The organism is Pseudomonas sp. o96-267, assembly GCF_003935465.1.
Lineage (GTDB): Bacteria > Pseudomonadota > Gammaproteobacteria > Pseudomonadales > Pseudomonadaceae > Aquipseudomonas > Aquipseudomonas sediminis.
Genome location: NZ_RHQP01000050.1, coordinates 1 through 23039, shown reverse-complemented (window position 1 = coordinate 23039; position 23039 = coordinate 1). Strand labels below are relative to the sequence as shown.

The following is a 23039-nucleotide window of genomic DNA, read 5'->3' as shown; positions in this document are numbered from 1 at the left end:
AACGACAATGCCCCCATCGACTGATGGAGGCATTGTCTTCACCTTGCACTCAGACTGCTAGGTTTTCACACAGTCTGTTATCGCCGGCTTTTTCTTGTCACTCGCGATCCTGCTTCAGACCATTCTCAGCCTGCTCCAGCAGGTCGCGTATAAGCATGTCATCGGCATAGCGTCGGCTCAGGTCGAGCAGATGAACATGCGCCTGCTCATATTCATGCAGAGCCAGGTAGTTACGCACCAAGGCGATCTCGGTAATACGCCCCGGCTCGATCTCGAAAGCCGCCCGATTGTAGACAAGCGCCTTGGGGTAATCGGCATACTGCTCACCGTTGTCGCCCAGATAAAGCAGACCCAGCACGTTGTTGGCCGCCAGACCACGTGGTTCCATGGCCTGCGCCTGCTCCAGCCTGGCAGCGGCCTCGGGTACGCGCCCCTGCATGAGATCGGCGTCGGCCATGTTCACCAGGTAATCGTAGGAGCCCTGCGGATAGTAGGCTGCAGCCTTGGCCGCGTACTCGCCTGAACGCGGAAATTCATTCAGCTCGTAATAGCCCAGCGAGATGAAGCGAAGCGCGTGAGCCTTCTCCGCATCCGTTGCAATAGGGCTATCGACTACCTTTTCGAACTTGGCAATCGCCTGCCGCGACTGCCCCGCGTCGTGCAATTGCGCAGCTTCGATCCTCAAAGCCTGCAGTTTCGTCTGCTCGGCCAGCGTCCGAGCAGCATCACCGCAGCCGACTAGCACTGTCAGAAACAGAGCCGGCATCAACATTCGCACGTTCATCAAACTATCCTTCCCTGACATGGCGGAGGTCACCCCCGGCCGTCCAACTCCATTGAATTACTTGATCAGCCGCCAGCTGAACGGGTAGCGATAGTTCTGCCCTTCATTGGCCTTGATACCGGCGATGATGGTCAGCACCAACGCGGCCAGACCCAGCAGCATCAGCAGCGGGAAGCCGATCACCACCACCATCAGGATGAAGCAGACCACAGCGGCCAGCGCCACGCTGATCTGGAAGTTCAGCGCTTCCTTGCCCTGCGCATCGACGAAGGGGTCGAAATCCTTCTTGATCTGCCAGACGATCAGCGGGCCGAGCAAATTACCGAAAGGGAACACCAGGCCGAGAAACGCGGCGAAGTGACAGAACATCGCCCACTGACGCGCTTCCTGACTGGGCGTCGGCAGCGGGTTTTGCATATCGTCATTCATCCTGGTGCTCCTTGCTCGTTACGGGTTTCAGTCGACCAGAGCGGCCTTCTGCAGTTCAAAGATCTCGTTCATGCCTTTCTGCGCCAGTGCCAGCATGGCGTTGAATTCGTCAGGCTGGAACGGCGCGCCTTCGGCAGTGCCCTGCACTTCGATGAAGCCGCCGGCATTGGTCATCACCACGTTGAGATCGGTTTCGGCGGCAGAATCTTCCAGGTAGTCCAGGTCCAGCACCGGCTCGCCCTGGTAGATGCCGACAGACACCGCAGCGATCATCTGCTTGAGCGGCTCACCTTTCAGCGCGCCACGCTTCTTCAGCACTTTCAGGGCATCGATCAGCGCCACCATGGAGCCGGTGATGGAGGCAGTGCGAGTGCCACCGTCAGCCTGGATCACGTCGCAATCGACGTACAAGGTGTTCTCGCCCAGCTTGGTCATGTCCAGTGCCGCGCGCAGCGAACGGCCGATCAGGCGCTGGATTTCCAGGGTACGACCGCCCTGCTTGCCGCGGCTGGCTTCACGCTGGTTACGCTCGCCAGTGGCGCGCGGCAGCATGCCGTATTCCGCGGTCAGCCAGCCCTGGCCCTGCCCCTTGAGGAAGCGCGGCACGCCGGATTCGACACTGACGGTGCAAATAACCTTGGTATCGCCGAACTCCACGAGCACCGAGCCCTCGGCGTGCTTGGTGTAGTTGCGGGTGATGCGAATCGAGCGCAACTGATCGGCGGCGCGGCCACTGGGACGTTTCATCGAGCGATACCTACTTCATTAAGTGAAAACAGTGCGCATTATAGAGGTCGGGCGACAGCGGCGACATGCCGAATTGGGTAGGGTCGATTCACTGCGCTACAATCTTGCGTTTTTCGAGCCGACTTCCACGAGGTATCCCATGGTTCATAGCATGACGGCCTTTGCCCGCAACGAGCAGGCAACCGCCCACGGCACCCTGAGCTGGGAACTGCGCTCGGTCAACCACCGTTACCTCGAGCCGCACCTGCGCCTGCCGGAAGCTTTCCGCGACCTCGAAGGCGCGGTGCGCGAAGCCCTGCGCCAGGGTCTGTCGCGCGGCAAGGTGGAATGCACCCTGCGCTTCGCCGAAGAAAGTGCCGGCAAGCAACTGCAGGTCGACAGCGCACGCGCGCGCCAACTGATCACTGCCGCTGAACAGGTCGCCGCACTGATCCAGCAACCGGCTCCGCTCAACCCGCTGGAAGTGCTGGCCTGGCCCGGCGTGCTGGTGGCCGACTCGGCCGACCCGCAGGCACTCAACGCCGCCGCTCTACAGCTGTTCAACCAGGCGCTGGGCGAACTCAAGGCCGGCCGCGCCCGCGAAGGTGCCGAGCTGGCCAAGCTGCTCAACGAGCGCCTCGACAGCATCCTCGACGAAGTCGCCGCCTTGCGCGAACTGGTGCCGCAGATGCTCGCCGGTCAGCGCCAGAAGATCGAAACCCGCTTCGCCGAGATGCAGGCCGAGCTCGATCCGCAACGTCTGGAGCAGGAGCTGGTTCTGCTGGCGCAGAAAAGTGACGTGGCCGAAGAGCTGGATCGCCTCAGCACTCACGTCAGCGAAGTGCGCCGCGTGCTCAAGGCCGGCGGCGCTGCCGGGCGGCGCCTGGACTTCCTGATGCAAGAGCTCAACCGCGAGGCCAATACCCTCGGTTCCAAGGCCTTCGATCCGCGCAGCACGCAGGCTGCGGTCAATCTGAAGGTGCTGATCGAGCAGATGCGCGAGCAGGTTCAGAACATCGAGTAAAAACTACTGCGCTAGGCTATGCCGCGTTGAAATCAGGTTCGAAATGCTCATTTACAATCGTAAACTCCGCTTTCTCACCTGATTTCGCCTTGCCTAGCCGTCGCTCGCTACGCTTTTAAAATTCCGCAAGATTTCTCAGGACGTTTTTCATGGCCACCACCACCGGCACCCTCTACATCGTTTCCGCACCCTCCGGCGCCGGCAAGACCAGCCTGGTCAAGGCCCTGATCGACAGCGGGGCGCAGATTCGCGTCTCGGTCTCGCACACCACCCGCGCCATGCGTCCCGGCGAGCAGGACGGGGTCAACTACCACTTCGTCGACCACGCGCAGTTCAACGCCATGATCGAACGCAGCGAGTTCCTCGAGCACGCACAGGTGTTCGACAACTTCTACGGCACCTCGCAGACCTGGGTCGAGCAGACCCTGGCCGAAGGCTTTGATCTGATCCTGGAGATCGACTGGCAAGGCGCGCAACAGGTGCGCAAGCTGATGCCACAGGCCAAATCCATCTTCATCCTGCCGCCAACCCAGGAGGCCCTGCGCCACCGCCTGACCAACCGCGGCCAGGACAGCGGCGAGATCATCGAGCGGCGCATGCGCGAAGCGGTCAGCGAAATGAGCCACTACGTCGAGTACGACTACCTGGTGATCAACGACGACTTCAACCATGCCCTGAGCGACCTGAAAGCCATCTTCCGCAGCAACCAGTTGTCGCAAACTCAGCAACAGCAGCGCCATGCCGGCCTGCTCAGCGAACTGCTGGCGTAAAACAGCGCTTCCATTGTCGCTGGTGATTTTTTAGACTATTCAGTCCGCTCGCCCGCTCGGGCCAAGCTTATCCGCACAAGTTACGAGGAACACCATGGCTCGCGTTACCGTCGAAGATTGCCTGGACAACGTTGATAACCGCTTCGAACTGGTCATGCTCGCGACCAAGCGTTCGCGCCAGCTGGCCACCGGCGGCAAAGAGCCGAAAGTGGCTTGGGAAAACGACAAGCCCACCGTAGTGGCCCTGCGCGAAATCGCTGCCGGCCTGGTGGACTACGAAGTGATCGCCCAGGAAGACATCGTCGAAGAAGAACCGCTGTTCGCTGCCTTCGAGGAAGAGGCCAACGAGCCTCTGTAAGTCGATGATGCCGGGTCGAAGTTGCGCGGCGGGGAGCCAAACTGGTCATGAGGGGAACACCCCATGGCTGGTATAGACGCTCTCGCCGACCGACTTTCGGCCTATCTCGGCCATGACCAGGTCAACCTGGTTCGCCGGGCCTACTTCTACGCCGAACAGGCGCACGATGGCCAACGCCGCCGCAGTGGCGAAGCCTACGTGACCCATCCGCTGGCCGTGGCCAGCATCCTCGCCGACATGCACATGGATCATCAGAGCCTGATGGCCGCCATGTTGCACGACGTCATCGAAGACACCGGCATCGCCAAGGAAGCGCTCAACGCGCAGTTTGGCGAAACCGTGGCCGAACTGGTCGACGGGGTCAGCAAACTGACCCAGATGAACTTCGAGACCAAGGCCGAGGCGCAGGCCGAGAACTTCCAGAAGATGGCCATGGCCATGGCTCGCGACATCCGCGTGATTCTGGTCAAGCTCGCCGACCGTCTGCACAACATGCGCACCCTCGATGCCATGCCGCATGAGAAGAGCCGGCGCATCGCCAAGGAAACCCTGGAAATCTACGCCCCCATCGCCAACCGGCTGGGCATGCACAACATGCGCGTGGAGTTCGAAGACCTGGGCTTCAAGGCCATGCACCCGATGCGCTCCGAGCGCATCCGCGCCGCCGTGCGCCGCGCTCGGGGCAACCGCAAGGAGATCGTGGCCAAGATCGAGGAATCGATCCAGATGTGCCTGCAGCGCGAAGGCATGGAAGGCGAAGTGATCGGCCGCGAGAAGCACCTCTACAGCATCTACCAGAAGATGCGCGGCAAACGTAAGGCGTTCAACGAGATCATGGATGTCTACGCCTTCCGCATCATCGTCGACAAGGTCGACACCTGCTATCGCGTGCTCGGCGCCGTACACAACCTCTACAAGCCGCTGCCCGGTCGCTTCAAGGATTACATCGCGATCCCCAAGGCCAACGGCTATCAGTCGCTGCACACCACGCTGTTCGGCATGCACGGCGTGCCCATCGAGATCCAGATCCGTACCCGCGAGATGGAAGAGATGGCCAACAACGGCATCGCCGCGCACTGGCTGTACAAGTCCAACGACGACGAAGCCCCGAAGGGCAACCATGCCCGGGCGCGGCAGTGGGTCAAAGGCGTACTGGAGTTGCAGCAACGCGCCGGTAACTCCCTCGAATTCATCGAGAGCGTGAAGATCGACCTGTTCCCGGACGAGGTCTACGTGTTCACGCCCAAGGGCCGCATCATGGAGCTGCCGAAAGGCTCCACCGCGGTCGACTTCGCCTACGCGGTGCACACCGACGTCGGCAACACTTGTATCGCCTGCCGTATCAACCGTCGCCTGGCACCCCTGTCGCAGGCGCTGGAAAGCGGCTCGACGGTGGAAATCGTCACCGCGCCGGGCGCCCGGCCGAATCCGGCCTGGCTCAACTTCGTGGTCACCGGCAAGGCACGCACGCATATCCGCCACGCCCTCAAGCAGCAGCGCCGCTCCGAATCCATCAGCCTCGGCGAACGCCTGCTGAACAAGGTGCTGGCCAGCTTCGACACGCACCTGGAGAAGATTTCCCCCGAGCGCATTCAGACAGTGCTGGGCGAATACCGCCAGGAGGTCATCGAGGACCTGCTCGAAGACATCGGCCTGGGCAACCGCATGGCCTATGTCGTCGCCCGCCGCCTGCTGGCCGAGAGCGGCGACGAGACCCTGCCGAGCAGCGAAGGCCCGCTGGCGATTCGCGGCACCGAAGGCCTGGTGATGAGCTACGCCAAGTGCTGTACGCCCATCCCGGGTGACCCCATCGTCGGCTACCTGTCTGCCGGCAAGGGCATGGTGGTGCACATGGAGAGCTGCCGGAACATCGTCGACATCCGCCACAATCCGGAAAAATGCATCCAGCTCAACTGGGCCAAGGATGTCACCGGCGAATTCAACGTCGAGCTGCGCGTCGAGCTGGAGCACCAGCGCGGCCTGATCGCGTTGCTGGCCGGCAGCGTCAACGCGGCCGATGGCAACATCGAGAAGATCAGCATGGACGAACGCGATGGCCGGATCAGCGTCGTGCAACTGGTGGTCAGCGTACATGACCGCGTGCACCTGGCCCGCGTGATCAAGAAACTGCGCGCGCTCAAGGGCGTGATGCGTATCACCCGAGTACGCGCCTGACACAATTCCCCTGTTTCCAGTCTGTAGGCTGGGCGCTCGACCCAGCCAGTTCTCACAAGGAGCGATTCATGAGCAAGACCGTCATCACCAGCGACAAGGCCCCAGCCGCCATCGGCACTTACTCCCAGGCCATCAAGGCCGGCAACACCGTCTACATGTCCGGCCAGATCCCACTGGACCCGGTGAGCATGGAGCTGGTCGAAGGCTTCGAAGCACAGACCGTGCAGGTGTTCGAGAACCTCAAGGCCGTTGCCGAAGCCGCCGGCGGTTCGTTCAAGGACATCGTCAAGCTGAACATCTTCCTCACCGACCTCTCGCATTTCGCCAAGGTCAACGAGATCATGGGCCGCTATTTCGAACAACCCTACCCGGCTCGTGCCGCCATCGGTGTTGCCGCTCTGCCGCGTGGTTCGCTGGTGGAAATGGACGCTATTCTGGTTCTGGAATAAGCGCTGCAGCGGGGCCTGAGGCCCCGCTCTTCCCTCCTCTCCCAGCATGGAGATCGCCATGCGTCTGCTTCCCCTGCTGCTCTGCGCGGCCCTGCTGGCCGGCTGTGCCAGTAAGCCCAACAACGACCCGAGCGGAACCTGGATCAACCAGGCAGCCATCGATGCCGCCCGCGAAAGCGGTCGCCTGCGCGAAGCCCTGCTCGCCTATGGTCCCAACCTCGAATGGCACATCGCCCCCGACCGTCAGCAAGCCAGCTACAGCAATGGTTTCGAGCTGGCCGAGGGCAAATTGCAGAGCGCCGGTGAGGGTCGTTGGCAAGTCACCTTCTACGGCGACTACAAGGAACAACTGGCGGTGCAGAATGGCGAGCTGGTACAGATCGCCAGCGGTTACTGGCCCGAGCAGCACTTTACCCGCGTCGACAACCCCGCCGCACCCAAGGCCCTGGGCAGCAGCTTTGAACAGGCGTTGTACCGCGACTACCTGGGCGGCGAGTGGCTGATCGAAGAAGGTTTGGGTCAGGGCGGCCTGGTGCGCTTCAACAGCGACGGCCAGGTGCAGGGCCTGCCCGGCGCCGAACGCTTCGCCCTGTGTCTGGCGGGCGACTGCGCAGCCATGAGCGGCGAACATGACAGCCTCTGGCTACAGGCTGGCGACCAGGGTAGCCCGTGGCTATTCGTGCATGAAGGCAATCAGCTGCGCATCTTCGAAGCACAGAACCGTGCCCAGTTCGACGAGATGCCTGAGTACCAGCCCGGCCCACAACGTTGGTTGCTCAAACGCCGCTGATCAGTGCAAGCCTGACTTTTCATTGGTCCCGCAGAATCGCCGCATAGCCCTCGCGGTAGCTGGGATACTGCGGCGTCCAGCCCAGCGCACGAGCGCGGGCATTGCTGCAACGCTTGCTGCCGGCGCGGCGCACGCGCTGCTCGTCACTCCAATGGCTCACGCCCAGTTGCTCACGCAGCCAAGCGACTACTTCGTGTAGTGGCGCCGGCTCGTCATCGACGCCCAGATAGCAATCGGCCAATGGCTTACCGGCAACGTCTGCCTGCAACAGCGTGGCGAGCAGCCCCGCTGCGTCATCGACATGAATGCGGTTGCCGTACAGCGGCGGCGTGTCGCTAACGCGATAGCCACCGCGCACCTGGCTCAGCAACCACTCACGGCCGGGGCCATAAAGACCGGTCAAACGCACCGTGGTCGCCGGCAGGCCGCTGTCCAGCGCAACGCGCTCGGCCTCACGCATGATCACCGCAGAGAAACTCTGGGCCTCGGCCGGAGAATCTTCGTCGATCCATTCGCCCTCCTGCTGCCCATACACCCCGCTGCTGGAGGCGAACAGGATGCGCCGTGGTCGCTGACCATGCTGCGCCAGCCAGCCCAGCACACGGCGCAGGCCATCGACATAGGCGGCGCGATAGCCCGCTTCGTCGTGCTGGGTGGCCGCCGCGCAATACACCAAGTAGTCCAGCGGCCCCTGCGGCCAATCCGGCGGACAAGCGTCGGCGTGCAGGTCGCCCGCCAACGGTTCGATGGCAGTTGGCAACGCGGCCAAGTTGCGGCGCAGGCCCAGCACGCGCCAGCCCTGTTCGGCCATACGCAGACCAAGACGGGTACCGACGTCCCCGCATCCGGCAATCAGCAGGCTGTTGCATCCCGACATGATTTTCTCCATGACTTCTAGGCGACGGCGCAGTGTAACAGGCCGTTTGCAGCCGTCAGCGCAGCGCATGGGTGCTGGTGATAGGAGGATGCAGACGCCAAAGGCGAGATAGTTTTGCAACAGTCTATTAGCCCGGTTGGTTCATCTGTTTGCAAAGGCTATGCTTGTCGGCAATTTAATGGATAAACACTATGACCCTCACCGAACTGCGGTACATCGTCACCCTCGCCCAGGAACAGCATTTCGGCCGCGCCGCCGAGCGTTGCCATGTCAGCCAACCGACCCTGTCGGTGGGCGTGAAAAAGCTGGAGGACGAGCTTGGCGTGCTGATCTTCGAGCGCAGCAAGAGCGCCGTGCGGCTGACCCCGGTCGGTGAAGGCATCGTCACCCAGGCACAGAAGGTGCTGGAGCAGGCGCAGGGTATTCGCGAGCTGGCCCAGGCCGGCAAGAACCAGCTGACCGCACCGCTGAAAATCGGCGCCATCTACACCGTCGGCCCTTATCTGTTCCCGCATCTGATTCCGCAGCTGCACCGGGTCGCCCCGGACATGCCGCTGTACATCGAGGAAAACTTCACCCATATCCTGCGCGACAAACTGCGCACCGGTGAACTCGACGCCATCATCATCGCCCTACCGTTCCACGAGGCCGATGTACTGACCAAGCCTTTGTACGACGAACCGTTCTACGCCCTGCTGCCGACCGGCCACCCCTGGGCGGCGATGGAGACCATCGACACCAAGCTGCTCAACGACAAGAGCCTGCTGCTGCTAGGCGAAGGCCATTGCTTCCGCGACCAGGTACTGGAGGCCTGTCCGACCCTGCGCAAGGGCGGTGATGACCACGGCAAGCACACCACCGTGGAGTCCAGCTCGCTGGAGACCATCCGCCATATGGTCGCCTCCGGCCTTGGCGTATCGATCCTGCCGTTCTCGGCGGTGGACAGCCACCACTATGCGCCCGGCGTGATCGAAGTCCGTCCGCTCAGCGCACCGGTGCCGTTCCGTACCGTGGCCATCGCCTGGCGCGCCAGCTTCCCGCGACCCAACGCCATTGAAGTGCTGGCCGACTCCATCCGCCTCTGCTCGGTCGCCCGCAGTCCGCAGACCAAGGCAGTCTGAGGCCAGAAGTGGGCGAGCTGGCAGCGGTTTCCGTCACCGCGCTCAAAGGCGTAGGCGCCGCCTTGGCCGAGAAACTTGCCAAGGTCGGCCTGGAAAATCTGCAGGATGTGCTGTTCCACCTGCCGCTGCGCTACCAGGATCGCACGCGCATCACCCCCATCGGCGCGCTGCGCCCGGGGCAGGATGCGGGGGTCGAGGGCATCGTTGCCGGCGCCGATGTGGTCATGGGCCGGCGGCGCAGCCTGCTGGTACGCCTGCAGGACGGCAGCGGCACGCTGAGCCTGCGCTTCTTTCACTTCAGCCAGGCGCAGAAGGACGGCCTCAAGCGCGGCACCGCCCTGCGCTGCTACGGTGAAGTGCGCCCCGGCGCCACCGGCCTGGAAATCTACCACCCGGAGTACCGCGCACAGAGCGGCGACGAACCGGCCCCGGTGGAGCAGAGCCTGACGCCCATCTACCCGACCACCGAAGGTTTGACCCAACAGCGCCTGCGCCAGCTCAGCCAGCAGGCACTCGCGCGTCTCGGCCCGCGCAGCCTGCCAGACTGGCTGCCCGAGGAGTTGGCCCGCGACTATCGCCTGGCGCCGCTGGACGAGGCCATCCGCTACCTGCACCGGCCGCCGCCGGACGCCGATGTCGAGGAGCTCGCCGAGGGCCGTCACTGGGCGCAACACCGCCTGGCCTTCGAAGAGCTGCTGACTCACCAGTTGTCCCTGCAGCGCCTGCGTGAACAGGTGCGCGCGCAACAGGCACCGGCGCTGCCGCCGGCAACGAAGCTGCCGCAGCAGTACCTCGCCAACCTCGGCTTCGCCCCCACCGGCGCGCAGCAGCGCGTGGGCGCCGATATCGCCTACGACCTGGCGCAGAGCGAACCGATGCTGCGCCTGGTGCAGGGTGATGTCGGCGCCGGCAAGACGGTGGTCGCGGCACTGGCTGCGCTGCAGGCACTGGAGGCCGGCTATCAGGTGGCGCTGATGGCGCCGACCGAAATCCTCGCCGAGCAGCACTTTCTAAACTTCAGCAAATGGCTGGCACCGCTTGGCCTGGAAGTCGCCTGGCTGGCCGGCAAGCTCAAGGGTAAAGCCCGCGCCGCCGCTCTGGAGCAGATTGCCGGCGGCTGCCCGATGGTGGTCGGCACCCACGCTCTGTTCCAGGACGAAGTGAAGTTCAAGCGCCTGGCCCTGGTGATCATCGACGAACAGCACCGCTTCGGTGTGCAACAACGCCTGGCGCTGCGCCAGAAAGGCATCGACGGACGCCTCAGCCCGCACCAGTTGATCATGACGGCTACGCCCATCCCCCGGACCCTGGCGATGAGCGCCTACGCCGACCTGGACACCTCGATCCTCGACGAGCTGCCGCCAGGGCGCACACCGGTCAACACCCTGGTGATCGCCGACAGCCGTCGCATCGAGGTGGTCGAGCGCGTACGCAATGCCTGCCAGCAGGGGCGCCAGGCGTATTGGGTATGCACCCTGATCGAAGAATCCGAAGAACTTACCTGCCAGGCCGCCGAAACCAGCTTCGAGGAGCTTTCCGCGGCACTGGGCGAGCTACGTGTCGGGCTGATCCACGGGCGCATGAAACCGGCCGAGAAGGCCGCGGTGATGGATGAGTTCAAGCAGGGCAAGCTGCAGTTGCTGGTGGCCACCACAGTGATCGAGGTCGGCGTCGATGTGCCCAACGCCAGCCTGATGATCATCGAGAACCCCGAACGCCTCGGCCTGGCCCAACTGCACCAGTTGCGCGGCCGAGTCGGTCGCGGGAGCGCCGCCAGTCATTGCGTGTTGCTCTACCATGCGCCGTTGTCGCAGCTTGGCCGCGAGCGTCTGGCGATCATGCGCGAGACCACCGACGGTTTCATCATCGCCGAGAAGGACCTCGAGCTCCGCGGTCCCGGCGAAATGCTCGGCACCCGGCAGACCGGTCTGCTGCAGTTCAAGGTCGCCGACCTGATGCGCGATGCCGACCTGCTACCCGCCGTACGCGATGCCGCGCAGGCACTTTTGGAACATTGGCCACAACATGTGGCTCCATTGTTGGAACGCTGGTTGCGTCACGGCCAGCAATACGGTCAAGTGTGAACCTGTTCACAGGACAACCGTCGCCACGAACCTTTGCGCAAATCCTCGCTGGTTATACTCCGGGGCACATGCGCCAACGCTGGATATCGATATGACTGAAGCCGCCCTCGCCGCCAACGCCACTGCACAAGCACCCGCTGTGATTGTGCAACTGCTGGAGAAACTCGCCGTACCCTACCAGGTATGCGCGGAGCGACCGGGTCAGCCAAGCGAGGCACGCCTGCAGGCCGTGCTGGTGGACGACGCCATCGGCGCCCTGCTGGTGCTCTACCCGCGTAGCCACATGCTCGATCTGTCGCGCCTGGCCGAACTGACTGGGCGCCAGCTCACCGCGGTCAAACCGGAGCGCCTGGAGCGCATGCTCGGCAAGCACAATCTGGCCGCCCTGCCCGGCTTGCCGCCCCTGACCAGTTCGCCCTGCCTGTACGAAGAACGCCTGCTGCAGGTGCCCAGCCTGCTGATCGAGTCCGGCCAGCCTGGCGTATTGCTGGAAATCCCCACTGAAGCCTTCAAGGCGCTGCTGAGCAAGGCCAGCGCCGCGCGTTTCGGTGAGCCGGTCAGTGCGATCAGACCGAACCTCGATCGCCCGCATGATGACCGCGCGGAAATCACCCAGGCCGTGCAGGCCTTTACCGCACGCCGCATCCAACAGCGCCTGGAAGAAACCATCGAGATTCCGCCGCTGCCGGAAACCGCACAGAAGATCATCAAGCTGCGCGTCGACCCCAACGCCACCGTGGACGACATCACCGGCGTGGTCGAAACCGATCCCGCGCTGGCGGCACAGGTGGTCAGCTGGGCAGCCTCGCCCTACTACGCCGCGCCCGGCAAGATTCGCTCGGTGGAAGACGCCATCGTCCGCGTGCTGGGCTTCGACCTGGTGATCAACCTGGCTCTCGGCCTGGCATTGGGCAAGACCCTGAGCCTGCCCAAGGATCAGCCGCAGCACGCCACGCCCTACTGGCAGCAAGCGATCTATACCGCCGCAGTGATCGAAGGCCTGACCCGCGCCATGCCGCGCGCGCAGCGCCCTGAAGCCGGCCTGACCTACCTGGCCGGCTTGCTGCACAACTTCGGTTACCTGGTGCTCGCGCACGTGTTTCCGCCGCACTTCTCGCTGATCTGCCGCCACCTGGAGGTCAACCCGCACCTGTCTGCCGGGTACATCGAGCAGCATCTGCTGGGCATCACTCGCGAGCAGATCGGTGCCTGGCTGATGCGCCACTGGGATATGCCGGAAGAGCTGTCCAGCGCCCTGCGCTTTCAGCACGACCCATCTTATGCCGGCGACAGCGCGGCCTTCCCCAACCTGGTGTGCCTGGCCGTCAGCCTGCTGCGCAACCGGGGTATCGGTGCCGGGCCGCAGAGCGAGATTCCTGATGAGCTGTTCGAGGCCCTGGGGCTGAGCCGGGAAAAAGCCGAGGACGCAGTGAGCAAGGTACTCAGCGCCGAGGTCGCCTTGCGTGAGCTCGCAGCGCAGTATCAGCAGCCACAATGAGCGGCTGCTAGCTCCATAACCCTCAAGGATAGGCTGCTCGCCTCGCGCGGAGCGGCCGGCGCCCCTTACAACTTGCCCGCCGTCTTGCGCAGCTTCTCACGACGCTCGGCGAACAGCTGCGGCACCACTTCCAGACTGATGGCGAGCAGTTGGCTGACACTGGAGTGCTCGTAGAGCGCCGCATACTCGGCGAGTTGATCGCTGGGCATCTGCCGGTAGGCATAGAACATGAAGGTTTCCACCGCCTGCTCGCTGGACTGGCGGATGGCGTCCGCCTGCTTTTGCGTCTGCGCCTGCAGTTCGGCCTCGCTGAGATTCTCGCCCCGCGCCTTTAGTGCCAACAATGCCTGGGTCTTGCCGACCTCATAACGCAGCAGGCTGGCCAGTTCGGTTGTACGCGCAGCCGCATCGAGACGCCTGACCAGGTCAAGACGCGCACCTCGTGGCGGCTGCTCCTGCAAGCGCTGACGGTATTCAGCCAGGCCTTCGGGCTGCTCACCGACGGCACGCTCGGCAGCGGTGAAGCGCTGCGCCAGCGGGCTATCGAGGCGCTCGCGAGCCTGCTCACCCTGCACGGCATCGAAGCGGGCCCCGACGCGCTTGGCCAGGTCCAGACAAAAAACCTCACCAGCGAACAACTCAGCGATGCGCTTCTGTTCGGCTTCATCCTGGCCGCGCTGCACCAACGGCGCGCTCTGCTCGCAGAGCAGATGGATACCGGCGAGTTCGAACAGTGGTAACAGGGTTTTGGCAGACGCCGACTCGGCCCGTGCGGTGGTGGCGGCCAGCAACAGCAGAGGTAACAGGAAAAGACGCATGGTCAGACTTTCCACAGGAACGTGCCTGGAAGCCTAACCAAAGCGTGGCGTCGCGGCCAGCCGCGACGCGCATCAGTGCCGATCAGGCGGCCTTTTTCGGCGCCTCGGTCTTCTTCTTCGGCACCAAGTACTTGGTCAGGCCCTGGAACCACATGACCAGCGCCGGGTTGCCCTGGATCTGGATGTCCTTGTTCTGGATGCCCTGCATGAAGGCCAGCTGCTTGTTCTTCGCGGTCATGGTTTCAAAGCCGTAGGCGCCATCCTTGAAACCGATGGCGAACGCGGGGTCCTTGGCAGTACCACGTTTGCTGGTGACACGTTGCCCGGCCACGATGAAATGGCGTGCGACCTTGCCGTCCAGGGTGTGCAGTTGGAAGACCATATCGCGACCTTCGAGCTGCTGGCGGAACGCCGGATTTTCACGACTGGCCTTGGCCATCAGGCGGCCCAGCATCCACAGAAGAAAACGGAATTTCATGCACAGGCTCTCGTGATCGAAGATGATGGCCGCGCATTGTAGTGGTTTTCTTGCAGGACTACAGCCCATCTAAAGCATGGCTGTATCTGCCAATTTCGCAGCGTGGCTGCGCAAGGGGAACCCGGAGCCGAGCGGCTCCGGGTAACGGGCTCAGTTGACCGCGTCTTTAAGGGACTTGCCCGGTTTGAAGGCGACGGTGTTGCTGGCTTTGATCTTCACCGGCTGACCGGTCTGCGGGTTCTTACCAGTACGGGCGCCACGGTGGCGTTGGACGAAAGTACCGAAGCCAACCAGGGTCACACTGTCCTTGCGGTTCAGTGCACCGGTGATTTCTTCCAGTACGGCGTTGAGTACACGATTGGCCTGATCCTTGGTCAGATCAGCCTTTTCGGCGATGGCGGCGGCGAGTTCCGGTTTACGCATAATTGCCTCTTTGACGGTTTTTTGTTGTTGTGTCCGTGCTGTCCTTCCAGAACAGCGCCCAAGGCGCCGCAACAGCTCTGCGCTGCGGCAGACCCTTGGGAGAATGGCATGCCGCATCGCACTGCGCCAGTGTCGCCCGCCACTTTAACCAGGCAATTTCGTGGCGTATCCGACAGAACGGCAGGCAATCATGCCAGCAGCGCTGGTAATTCCTTGTTCAGTGCCAGTTTCTCCTGCACCGCGGCGCCGGTCAGCGCATAGCCGAGCAGCGCCCCGGAAGCCTCGCGGCAGAGCGCCTTGATGTCGCTGCCGGTGCCTTCGACCGTCCATTCGCCCTGGCTGCCACGCGGCGGCGGCGAGACCACCAGCGGGCATGCCGGGGTCTTTACCGTCACCGGCATCGGCCCGTAGCTGACCGCCGTGGGCTCACCGGCCAGGGTCTTGGCCAGGGCCCGGGCGCAGGCCATCAGCGGCATGACGTAGAGCAGGTTGAGGCCGTCGACTTCGGCGCAGTCACCCAAGGCATAGATGTTGGCGTGCGAGGTACGCAGCTGGCGGTCGACCATCACGCCGCGGTTGATGTCGAGACCGGCTGCCGCAGCGAGCGCGGTGCGCGGGCGTAGACCGACGGCCGAAACCACCGCATCGCACTGGATCAGGCTGCCGTCGGACAGCGAAGCCTGCAGCGCATCCCCCTGGCGGTCGAGACTCGCCAGCACCGGGCCAAGGTGGAAACGCACGCCCAGCCCCTCCAGACCGGCTTGTACGGCAGAGGCCGCCGCCGAATGCAGCAGGCCGGGCATCACCTGCTCGCAGGGCGCCAGCAGCTCGACCTCATAACCGCCGGCACTGAGGTCGTTGGCGAACTCGCAGCCAATCAGGCCGGCGCCAAGAATCAGGACGCGACGCTTGCCGGCCACGGCGCTGCGAAAGCGTGCGTAGTCTTCCAGGTCATTGATCGGGAACAGCGCATCCTGGGCATCACCCTCTACCGGGACGCGAATAGGCTCGGCGCCCCAGGCCAGTATCAGGTCACGGTAAGGCACGGCTTCCTCACCGATCCACAAGCGTTTGTGGCCAGGGTCGATTCCGGTGATACGGGTATGGGTGCGAATTTCCGCGTTGAGCTGCTCAGCCATGGCGCCCGCTTCGGCCATGGCCAAACCGTCAGCGTCCTTGTTCTTGCCGAAACCGGTGGACAGCATCGGCTTGGAGTAGGAGCGGCCGTCGTCAGCGGTGATCAGCAGCAGAGGCGTTTGGGTGTCTAGCTTGCGCCACTCCTTGGCCAGGTTGTAGCCGGCCAAGCCGGTGCCGATGATGACGACGGGTGCACTCATGCGCTCTTTCCTCACGATGAAAACGACGCGACGACCCACCGGTCGCCGCCCCAGATAGCGGGATGACACCCTACTGGATCAGGTACGCGCTGGCCAGATGAGGTTCAGTCAGCCATTCGGAGGTTAGGGGAAAGATGCACTGCGGCAATCAGGGTAGACCGCCTGGCAGAGCAGGCGGTCCGGGAGGTGCTTAGAACGCCAGGCCCACGCGCAGGCCGACTTGCTCCTGCTTGAGCTTGCTGCGCTCGGCAACAGCACTGTTGCTGTCGAGTTCATAGCGGGTCTGGGTGTAGTACAGGCTGGTGCTGATCGGCAGGCTGTTGATGCCTTTGTTCCACAGCACGGTCAGCTCGCCATAGGGATTGACCTTGTCCTTGAGGTCCACGGAGTCACTGTCACCATCGACCTTCAGGCGCGCTTCGGAGTTGATGGAGTAGCGTGCCCCCACTTCCAGGCGCAGGGTGTAGTCCGGCGTCAGGTAGTTGTAGCCGAGGCCGGCCTTGGCAAAGGGCGACTTGCTGGTCAGCTTGACGTTGCTGTCGAACGGGCCGACGTTGTCCTGCTCGATACGGCCCCAGTCGTAACCACCACCGACGATCACGTCGACGTAATTGTTGGTGCTCAGCGCGGCACGCAGACCGAGGTCGATGTCGGCACGTGCGGACTTGTATTCCACATCGTCCTTGTCACGGTATTGGCCTTCGATCCCCGCCTGGTAGATGAAGCCCTCCTGCCCGGTCAGCTTGTTACCGAAGTGGTAGAACAGGCCGCCCTGGTTGAGGCGCTCCTTGTCGCTTTCATCGTCCACGGTGAGCTTGTACTGGTTGTGCGAAGCGATGACACCGAAGGTCGAGATTGGGTCGGTGACCGAGTCTGCATAGGCCTGCGAGGCGCCCGCCAGGCACAGGGCGAGTGTTGCTTTGGGGGTTATGCTGGACAGCTGCATGACGATTTCCTTGGCAATGAGTGGATAACGCCGCCCACCGGGAGGTGGGACGCAAGTACCTAGACTTGCGATGCAGGGAGTCATTCGCCAAACCTGACGAGCGGTCTCGAAACTGAACAAGCCCTGAACAGGCCTGGATCGGAGGGAGAAATGTTGACCGGATAGACAGCCCGTTTTGACCCTCTTCGCCGAGAGAGGCGCCGTCAGTTGGCGCCTTGCGGACTCAGTCCAGCTTGACCACCTTGGCAAGGACCACCTTGGGGCCCTTCATCTTCTTGACGATGATGCGCAGGCCATCGGTTTCCAGCACTTCCTCTTCATCAGGCATGCGCTTGAGGGTCTCGTAGATCAACCCGGCGAGGGTCTCGGCCTCGATATGGTCGAGGTCGACGCCGAGCAGGCGCTCGACCTTGGCCAGCGGCGTGTCGCCGCGCACCAGCAGCTTGCCCGGCTGGTAGGCAAGAATGCCGCGCTCGGCCTTGCGGTGTTCGTCCTGAATATCGCCGACCAGCGCTTCGAGCACGTCCTCCATGGTCAGGTAGCCGATCACCTTGCCGTCGGCCTCTTCGACCAGGGCGAAGTGCGCGCCGCCCTGGCGGAACTGCTCGAGCAATTGCGACAGCGGCATGTGCCGGCTGACGCGCTCGAGCGGGTGCATCAGATCCGCCAGCTTGAGCGCCGACGGCAACATCTCCAGCAGTGACAGGTGCAACAGCAGGTCCTTGATGTGCAGCACACCGACGAACTCGCTCTTGCTCTCGTCGAAGATCGGGTAGCGGCTGTACTTGTGGCGGCGGAAGGTGGTGAACACCTGATCCAGGCTGGCATTGAGCTCGAGGAAGATCAGGTCCTCACGCGAGTTGGCCCAGTCCACCACCTCCAGCTCGCCCAGCTCGACCGCCGAAGCCAGCACGCGCAAATCCTGGTCGTTGTCGCTGGTGGCACGGCTGGAATGCAGGATCAGCTTGAGCTCTTCACGGCTGTAGTGATGCTCGTGGTGCGGCCCCGGCTCGCCCTGCCCGGCGATACGCAGAATGGCGTTGGCGCTGGCGTTGAGCACGAAGATCGCCGGGTACATCAGCCAATAGAAGGCGTACAGCGGCGCGGCCGTCCACAACGACAGCAGTTCCGGTTTACGAATCGCCCAGGACTTGGGCGCCAGCTCGCCGATGACGATGTGCAGATAGGAAATGATCGAGAACGCAGTGAAGAAGGCGATGCCGTGAATCAGCTTGGGTGACTCCACGCCAACGGCTACCAGCAGCGGCGTCAGCAGCTCGGCGAAGGCCGGCTCACCGACCCAGCCAAGACCCAGCGACGCCAGGGTGATCCCCAGCTGACAGGCAGAGAGGTAGGCGTCCATCTGGTTGTGTACGGTGCGCAGAATATGCCCGCGCCAGCCATGGGCTTCAGCCAGGGCATCGACCTTGGTCGCGCGCAGCCGCACGATGGCGAACTCCGCGGCGACGAAAAAACCGTTGAGCAGAACCAGAAACAGGGCGAACAGCATGAGGCCGAAATCGGCGAAGTAGGCAGAAACGGGGAGACTCGTGGAGGGGTCCATGAAGGTTCGGATTGGCCAAAGATCGCTAGAGGTTGGAGCTTCGCCGCGTCGAATGCAAGCACTCAGCGCGTGCGCTGCACCACCTGCGCGGGGGCGAAATGGCAGGTGAAGGTGCTGCCCTTGCCAGGAACACTGCTGATCTCCAGGTTGCCACGGTGACGCAGCAGCACATGCTTGACGATGGCCAGGCCTAGACCAGTGCCCCCCGTGTTGCTGGCGCGGCTCGAATCGACGCGATAGAAGCGCTCGGTCAACCGCGGCACGTGCTTGGCCTCGATGCCCATACCGGTATCACTGACCGACAGGTGTGCACCCTGCTCGTCGCCCCACCAGCGAATGCGGATGTCACCACCGGCCGGGGTGTACTTCACCGCATTGAACACCAGATTGGAGAAGGCGCTACGCAGCTCTGCCTCACTGCCTTTGAGCTTCAGGTGCGGGTCGGCCTCCAGGGTGATGCGATGCTGGTGCTCACCCGATAATGCCTGGGCATCGTTCTTGATCGACAGCAGCATCAGGTCGGCCGCCACGGGCTGATTGTCCGACGGGTAGTCGGTGGCCTCCAGCTTGGCGAGCAGGAGCAGATCGTTGAGCAGGGTCTGCATGCGCGCGCCCTGTTGCTGCATCTGCTGCAATGCGCGTAACCAGCGCGGATTGATCGCCTCGACGTTGTCCAGAAGCGTCTCCAGATAACCGGCGATCACCGTCAGCGGCGTGCGCAGCTCGTGGGAGACGTTGGCGACGAAGTCCTTGCGCATCTGTTCCAGCTGATACAGGCGGGTGACATCACGCACCAGCAGCAGATGCTCGCGATTACCGTAGCGGGTGATATGGAACTGCAAGCGGCGGCGATCGTTGATCGGAGAAGGAATCTCCAACGCATCGGCATAATTGCCACGCTCGAAGTACTCCTTGAAACGCGGGTCGCGCACCAGGTTGGCCAGTTGCTGGCCACTGTCCTGCGGGGTTTTCAGCCCCAGCAGCGTTTCCGCGGCACGGTTCCACCACTCCAGGTTGCCATGGCTGTCGAGCATCAGCACAGCGTCCTTGAGGGCAGCAGTGGACTCCTGCACCCGATCGATCACCGCCTGCAGGCGGCCACGCACCTTCTGGTTACGCCGTTGCAGGTGGTAGATGCTGTCGAACACCTCGCCCCACAGGCCGTAGCCATCCGGCGGCGGCTCATCAGGTTTGTGCTCGCGCAGCCATTTGTGCAGGCGCAGCAACTGGCTGAGGGTCCAGCCCAGATGAATGGCCAGGCCGCCAGCCAACACCCAGGCGTACTGGCCGGTGATGAAGCCCAGCAACAGGCAGGCACAGATCAACAGCAACAGCCGACGCACCACGGCGCCACGCCAGTTTTGATTCACGATGGAGCGCATCCTTGTCAGAAGAGCGGACCCGTAGAAGCTGCTTTACGATCTCGCGAGCTAGAGCCATGCAAGGCGAAAGCAGGTGAGGAACGGTCGGAGTCGCGGGCGACTGTACTTTTGTACATGAGCATTACTCACTACGTTCGCCCCTACGGGGCCGCACTAAAGTGCGTTGGCCGCTAGCGGCCTGCCGAACCTGTTTTCAACGCAGCAGATCGTAAACAGCTTCTCAACCTTTGGTGGAGAAACGATACCCAGTCCCGCGCACGGTTTGTACCAGATTTTCGTAGGCGTCACCGAGCGCCTTGCGCAAGCGACGAATATGCACATCGACGGTGCGCTCCTCGACGTAGACGTTGCCGCCCCAGACCTGATCGAGCAGTTGACCACGGGTGTAGGCGCGCTCCTGATGGGTCATGAAGAACTGCAGCAGACGGTATTCGGTCGGGCCCATCTCGGCAGGTTTGCCGTCGATGGTCACGCGGTGGCTGATCGGGTCGAGCAGCAGGCCACCAACCTCGATCGGCGCCTCGCCATCACTTGGGCCGGCACGGCGCAGCACGGCCTTGAGGCGGGCCACCAGTTCACGCGGCGAGAAGGGCTTGGTGATGTAGTCATCGGCGCCGACTTCCAGGCCCTGGATCTTGTTGTCTTCTTCGCCTTTGGCGGTGAGCATGATGATCGGAATATCGCTGGTCAGCTCGTCGCGCTTGAGCCGGCGCGCCAGCTCGATGCCGCTGGTACCGGGTAGCATCCAGTCGAGCAGGATCAGATCGGGTTTGCGATCGACGATCACGGCATGCGCCTGCTGGGTATTTTCCGCCTCCAGGCACTCGTAACCGGCCATCTCCAGGGCCACCGCAATCATCTCGCGGATCGGTGCTTCGTCATCGACGATCAGGATGTTCTTGCCAACCATGGTCCTGCCTCGGTTCGTTCAACTGTCTGCGCGCATTAGATAACGGAATTATTGCAGCGATATGACAGATGCGCGGCAGCACTTAACGCAACGCGTAATCCAGCACGATCCCGACGAAGATCGCCAGCCCCGCCCAGTGGTTGTGCAGGAAGGCGTTGAAGCACACCAACGGCTCGCGACGGCGGGTCACGTGGAACTCCCAAGCGAAGCAGGCGGCGGCCACCAGCAAACCGAGGTGGAAGTACAGGCCCAGCTCGAAGCGCGCGCCAGCCAGCAACAGGCAGAGCAACGCCAGCCCCTGCAGGATGGCGATGATCAGGCGGTCTGCATCACCGAACAGGATGGCCGTGGATTTCACCCCGATCTTCAGGTCGTCCTCACGGTCGGCCATGGCGTAGTAGGTGTCGTAGGCCACGGTCCACAGCAGGTTGGCGATGTACAGCAGCCAGGCCTCCGGCGGCAGGCTGCCGGTTTCGGCGGTGAAGGCCATCGGCATGCCCCAGGAGAAGGCCGCGCCGAGCACCACCTGCGGGTAGAAGGTGTAGCGCTTCATGAAGGGGTAGCAGGCGGCCAGGGCCAGGCCGCCGAATGACAGCCAGATGGTGGTGGCATTGGTGAACAACACCAGCACGAAGCTCATCGCCACCAGCACGGCGAACAGCGCCAGCGCCTCGCGCGGCTTGACCTTGCCGCTGGCCAGCGGGCGCGCTTTGGTGCGGCTGACGTGGCCGTCGAAGTTGCGGTCGGCGTAGTCGTTGATCACGCAGCCGGCGGCCCGCATAAGGATCACGCCGACGACGAAAATGAACAGGTTCTTCGCGCTCGGCACGCCTTCGGCCGCCACCCACAGCGCCCACAAGGTCGGCCACAGCAGCAGATAAATGCCGATGGGCTTGTCCAGGCGCATCAACTGAATGAAATCCCAGGCGCGCGGGTGCAGGCGGGTGGTCGATTGCAGCAGGCGGGTGTACATCGAAGCTTCTCCGTGCAGGTTGCGCAGATTATACGAGGAAGCGTGTGTGGGAGGCGCTTTACCGCCACAAGCGGTTCAACGCGTAGAGCCTACGCGGCTTTGGCTTCCTGCGTCGCTCTACCTCCTGCATCCATGCAGCGTGTAGGGCGTACTCGCGAAGCAGTACGCCATGTGCCTGACAAACAACAGGGATTAGCCTGAGTAGACAATGCTAATGCGAACGCTAGGCCTCGATGCCCGCCGCCCGCCAGAAGTCCGGCAGGAACACCTCTGCTACCAGCACCCCCAACGGCCCCCGGCTGAAGCACGAGCGCCGTGCCCACAGGCGCTCTTCGCGCACCTCCTGCGGCAGCCAGGCCGCCGGATAGCGGCAAGCCTGCAACTCCCCGCGATCGAAGGCCCGGTCACTGAACAGCAGCTCGCCCAGCGAACGACTACCCAGCTCGGCCAGATTCAAGCCGGAACCTTCCAGCGCACTGCGCGCGGCAACGCTGCGGGCGAATACCCAGGCTTGCCCGTGGCCACGCAGGTAGACCTCGCGCACCCAGCCCTGGCTGCCGTCGGCTACGCCGAGCAGCGCGCACTCATCGCTGCGCAGGCGCTGCCAGCCTTCCTGCAGCGGCGTCACCGAGAAGCCGTCGTCGGATAGCGCGGTCAGGCGCCGGGTCAGCGAATCCTCGTTGAACAGCCAGTCGCGCACACCGGCACAAGGCTGCGGATGCAACTGGGCATTGGTGAGCCAGCGCGGCGGATGGGCGAGAGCGGCGTGAGGCACGGCAAGAAGTCACTACAGATCGGAAGCGCGCGAGTCTAGCACGGCGCGCCGCACTGGCCGCCTATCTGGCTTGAAGTAAGAAGAACGACGTAAAAAGATATCAACTAACCTGCAGGGCAAGCTGTTCAAGAGGAATCAAACGCCGACATCCCTTAGATGCGGGCCATGCGCCACTCGGCCCAGATTCGATGAGTTCCGTAAGCCTAAATGCGTTACCTATGCCTCCTAACAACCGTTATCTATTCTCCCGGCTGAACACACAGGACTCCCTACGCGATGGCCTGAGAGTGTTTTCCACACTGCAAAGAAGAAACCCCAGACAGCTTTCGCGATCTGGGGTTTCGTATA

23 protein-coding genes are annotated in these 23039 nt (G+C 63.0%); 9 read left to right on the top strand and 14 right to left on the bottom strand.

From position 1 onward, the window contains the following. Nucleotides 1-97: 97 nt before the first annotated feature. From EGJ86_RS23280 to rph, 3 genes are read right to left on the bottom strand one after another with little or no spacing between them, the layout of a single operon-like run. On the bottom strand, nt 98-784 hold the full coding sequence (locus EGJ86_RS23280) for a lipopolysaccharide assembly protein LapB (protein ID WP_256672491.1): 687 nt from the start codon (nt 782-784) through the stop codon (nt 98-100). 57 nt (nt 785-841) lie between these two features. Then, entirely contained in the window at nt 842-1213 is a 372-nt protein-coding gene (locus tag EGJ86_RS23275; RefSeq protein ID WP_041980405.1) for a DUF4870 domain-containing protein, read from the bottom strand. Between the two features lie 27 nt (nt 1214-1240). Continuing rightward, complete coding sequence (gene rph / locus EGJ86_RS23270; RefSeq protein WP_106735137.1) at nt 1241-1960, bottom strand: ribonuclease PH; 720 nt, start codon at nt 1958-1960, stop codon at nt 1241-1243. Nucleotides 1961-2099: 139 nt separating this feature from the next. Between rph and EGJ86_RS23265 the strand changes: the two genes are divergently transcribed. From EGJ86_RS23265 to EGJ86_RS23240, 6 genes are all read left to right on the top strand, one after another. Beyond that, nucleotides 2100-2963, top strand: a complete 864-nt coding sequence (locus tag EGJ86_RS23265; protein WP_106735136.1) for a YicC/YloC family endoribonuclease — start codon at nt 2100-2102, stop codon at nt 2961-2963. Between the two features lie 149 nt (nt 2964-3112). Then, the gene (gene gmk, locus EGJ86_RS23260; protein WP_099526716.1) at nt 3113-3733 is read left to right on the top strand and encodes a guanylate kinase; all 621 of its coding nucleotides are present in this window, start codon (nt 3113-3115) and stop codon (nt 3731-3733) included. A 94-nt stretch (nt 3734-3827) separates the two neighbouring features. Continuing rightward, complete coding sequence (gene rpoZ, locus EGJ86_RS23255; protein WP_036998775.1) at nt 3828-4091, top strand: DNA-directed RNA polymerase subunit omega; 264 nt, start codon at nt 3828-3830, stop codon at nt 4089-4091. Nucleotides 4092-4154: 63 nt separating this feature from the next. Next, the gene (gene spoT / locus EGJ86_RS23250; protein ID WP_125836786.1) at nt 4155-6266 is read left to right on the top strand and encodes a bifunctional GTP diphosphokinase/guanosine-3',5'-bis pyrophosphate 3'-pyrophosphohydrolase; all 2112 of its coding nucleotides are present in this window, start codon (nt 4155-4157) and stop codon (nt 6264-6266) included. A 68-nt stretch (nt 6267-6334) separates the two neighbouring features. Beyond that, the gene (locus EGJ86_RS23245; RefSeq protein WP_106735135.1) at nt 6335-6715 is read left to right on the top strand and encodes a RidA family protein; all 381 of its coding nucleotides are present in this window, start codon (nt 6335-6337) and stop codon (nt 6713-6715) included. Between the two features lie 58 nt (nt 6716-6773). Further along, entirely contained in the window at nt 6774-7505 is a 732-nt protein-coding gene (locus tag EGJ86_RS23240) for a hypothetical protein (protein WP_125836785.1), read from the top strand. A 19-nt stretch (nt 7506-7524) separates the two neighbouring features. Here EGJ86_RS23240 and EGJ86_RS23235 read toward each other — a convergent pair whose 3' ends face one another. Continuing rightward, entirely contained in the window at nt 7525-8382 is an 858-nt protein-coding gene (locus EGJ86_RS23235; protein ID WP_125836784.1) for an SDR family oxidoreductase, read from the bottom strand. A gap of 191 nt (nt 8383-8573) precedes the next feature. Between EGJ86_RS23235 and EGJ86_RS23230 the strand changes: the two genes are divergently transcribed. The 3 genes from EGJ86_RS23230 (at nt 8574) to EGJ86_RS23220 (ending at nt 13085) form a co-directional block, all read left to right on the top strand. Next, nucleotides 8574-9503 (top strand): hydrogen peroxide-inducible genes activator, encoded by a 930-nt coding sequence (locus tag EGJ86_RS23230; protein ID WP_099526723.1) that lies wholly within the window; start codon nt 8574-8576, stop codon nt 9501-9503. Between the two features lie 8 nt (nt 9504-9511). Further along, entirely contained in the window at nt 9512-11587 is a 2076-nt protein-coding gene (gene recG / locus EGJ86_RS23225) for an ATP-dependent DNA helicase RecG (protein WP_125836783.1), read from the top strand. A gap of 91 nt (nt 11588-11678) precedes the next feature. Then, the gene (locus EGJ86_RS23220; protein ID WP_099526725.1) at nt 11679-13085 is read left to right on the top strand and encodes an aminoacyl-tRNA deacylase and HDOD domain-containing protein; all 1407 of its coding nucleotides are present in this window, start codon (nt 11679-11681) and stop codon (nt 13083-13085) included. 65 nt (nt 13086-13150) lie between these two features. Here EGJ86_RS23220 and EGJ86_RS23215 read toward each other — a convergent pair whose 3' ends face one another. The 10 genes from EGJ86_RS23215 to EGJ86_RS23165 all read right to left on the bottom strand — a co-directional run bounded on the left by EGJ86_RS23215 (nt 13151) and on the right by EGJ86_RS23165 (nt 22691). After that, nucleotides 13151-13903, bottom strand: coding sequence for a hypothetical protein (locus tag EGJ86_RS23215; protein WP_177432930.1), 753 nt, complete (start codon nt 13901-13903; stop codon nt 13151-13153). An 82-nt stretch (nt 13904-13985) separates the two neighbouring features. After that, nucleotides 13986-14381, bottom strand: a complete 396-nt coding sequence (locus EGJ86_RS23210) for a helicase (protein ID WP_125836781.1) — start codon at nt 14379-14381, stop codon at nt 13986-13988. A gap of 150 nt (nt 14382-14531) precedes the next feature. Beyond that, nucleotides 14532-14804, bottom strand: a complete 273-nt coding sequence (locus tag EGJ86_RS23205) for an HU family DNA-binding protein (RefSeq protein ID WP_003242571.1) — start codon at nt 14802-14804, stop codon at nt 14532-14534. A 188-nt stretch (nt 14805-14992) separates the two neighbouring features. Beyond that, the gene (locus EGJ86_RS23195) at nt 14993-16141 is read right to left on the bottom strand and encodes an NAD(P)/FAD-dependent oxidoreductase (protein WP_125836780.1); all 1149 of its coding nucleotides are present in this window, start codon (nt 16139-16141) and stop codon (nt 14993-14995) included. Nucleotides 16142-16331: 190 nt separating this feature from the next. Then, nucleotides 16332-17087, bottom strand: a complete 756-nt coding sequence (locus EGJ86_RS23190; RefSeq protein ID WP_125836779.1) for an outer membrane beta-barrel protein — start codon at nt 17085-17087, stop codon at nt 16332-16334. A 223-nt stretch (nt 17088-17310) separates the two neighbouring features. After that, entirely contained in the window at nt 17311-18651 is a 1341-nt protein-coding gene (locus tag EGJ86_RS23185) for a hemolysin family protein (RefSeq protein WP_125836778.1), read from the bottom strand. 62 nt (nt 18652-18713) lie between these two features. Then, nucleotides 18714-20033 (bottom strand): phosphate regulon sensor histidine kinase PhoR, encoded by a 1320-nt coding sequence (gene phoR / locus EGJ86_RS23180; protein WP_125836777.1) that lies wholly within the window; start codon nt 20031-20033, stop codon nt 18714-18716. Between the two features lie 220 nt (nt 20034-20253). Further along, complete coding sequence (gene phoB, locus EGJ86_RS23175) at nt 20254-20943, bottom strand: phosphate regulon transcriptional regulator PhoB (protein ID WP_024310067.1); 690 nt, start codon at nt 20941-20943, stop codon at nt 20254-20256. A gap of 82 nt (nt 20944-21025) precedes the next feature. Continuing rightward, the gene (gene ubiA, locus EGJ86_RS23170; protein ID WP_125836776.1) at nt 21026-21916 is read right to left on the bottom strand and encodes a 4-hydroxybenzoate octaprenyltransferase; all 891 of its coding nucleotides are present in this window, start codon (nt 21914-21916) and stop codon (nt 21026-21028) included. Nucleotides 21917-22139: 223 nt separating this feature from the next. Next, nucleotides 22140-22691, bottom strand: coding sequence for a chorismate lyase (locus tag EGJ86_RS23165; protein WP_125836775.1), 552 nt, complete (start codon nt 22689-22691; stop codon nt 22140-22142). Nucleotides 22692-23039: the final 348 nt, after the last annotated feature.

Excerpts from the sequence above, each read along its gene's own strand:
- EGJ86_RS23280 (WP_256672491.1), bottom strand. The coding sequence starts at position 784 with ATGAACGTGCGAATGTTGATGCCGGCTCTGTTTCTGACAGTGCTAGTC.
- EGJ86_RS23275 (WP_041980405.1), bottom strand. The coding sequence starts at position 1,213 with ATGAATGACGATATGCAAAACCCGCTGCCGACGCCCAGTCAGGAAGCG.
- rph (WP_106735137.1), bottom strand. The coding sequence starts at position 1,960 with ATGAAACGTCCCAGTGGCCGCGCCGCCGATCAGTTGCGCTCGATTCGC.
- EGJ86_RS23265 (WP_106735136.1), top strand. The coding sequence starts at position 2,100 with ATGGTTCATAGCATGACGGCCTTTGCCCGCAACGAGCAGGCAACCGCC.
- gmk (WP_099526716.1), top strand. The coding sequence starts at position 3,113 with ATGGCCACCACCACCGGCACCCTCTACATCGTTTCCGCACCCTCCGGC.
- rpoZ (WP_036998775.1), top strand. The coding sequence starts at position 3,828 with ATGGCTCGCGTTACCGTCGAAGATTGCCTGGACAACGTTGATAACCGC.
- spoT (WP_125836786.1), top strand. The coding sequence starts at position 4,155 with ATGGCTGGTATAGACGCTCTCGCCGACCGACTTTCGGCCTATCTCGGC.
- EGJ86_RS23245 (WP_106735135.1), top strand. The coding sequence starts at position 6,335 with ATGAGCAAGACCGTCATCACCAGCGACAAGGCCCCAGCCGCCATCGGC.
- EGJ86_RS23240 (WP_125836785.1), top strand. The coding sequence starts at position 6,774 with ATGCGTCTGCTTCCCCTGCTGCTCTGCGCGGCCCTGCTGGCCGGCTGT.
- EGJ86_RS23235 (WP_125836784.1), bottom strand. The coding sequence starts at position 8,382 with ATGTCGGGATGCAACAGCCTGCTGATTGCCGGATGCGGGGACGTCGGT.
- EGJ86_RS23230 (WP_099526723.1), top strand. The coding sequence starts at position 8,574 with ATGACCCTCACCGAACTGCGGTACATCGTCACCCTCGCCCAGGAACAG.
- EGJ86_RS23220 (WP_099526725.1), top strand. The coding sequence starts at position 11,679 with ATGACTGAAGCCGCCCTCGCCGCCAACGCCACTGCACAAGCACCCGCT.
- EGJ86_RS23215 (WP_177432930.1), bottom strand. The coding sequence starts at position 13,903 with ATGCGTCTTTTCCTGTTACCTCTGCTGTTGCTGGCCGCCACCACCGCA.
- EGJ86_RS23210 (WP_125836781.1), bottom strand. The coding sequence starts at position 14,381 with ATGAAATTCCGTTTTCTTCTGTGGATGCTGGGCCGCCTGATGGCCAAG.
- EGJ86_RS23205 (WP_003242571.1), bottom strand. The coding sequence starts at position 14,804 with ATGCGTAAACCGGAACTCGCCGCCGCCATCGCCGAAAAGGCTGATCTG.
- EGJ86_RS23195 (WP_125836780.1), bottom strand. The coding sequence starts at position 16,141 with ATGAGTGCACCCGTCGTCATCATCGGCACCGGCTTGGCCGGCTACAAC.
- EGJ86_RS23190 (WP_125836779.1), bottom strand. The coding sequence starts at position 17,087 with ATGCAGCTGTCCAGCATAACCCCCAAAGCAACACTCGCCCTGTGCCTG.
- EGJ86_RS23185 (WP_125836778.1), bottom strand. The coding sequence starts at position 18,651 with ATGGACCCCTCCACGAGTCTCCCCGTTTCTGCCTACTTCGCCGATTTC.
- phoR (WP_125836777.1), bottom strand. The coding sequence starts at position 20,033 with ATGCGCTCCATCGTGAATCAAAACTGGCGTGGCGCCGTGGTGCGTCGG.
- phoB (WP_024310067.1), bottom strand. The coding sequence starts at position 20,943 with ATGGTTGGCAAGAACATCCTGATCGTCGATGACGAAGCACCGATCCGC.
- ubiA (WP_125836776.1), bottom strand. The coding sequence starts at position 21,916 with ATGTACACCCGCCTGCTGCAATCGACCACCCGCCTGCACCCGCGCGCC.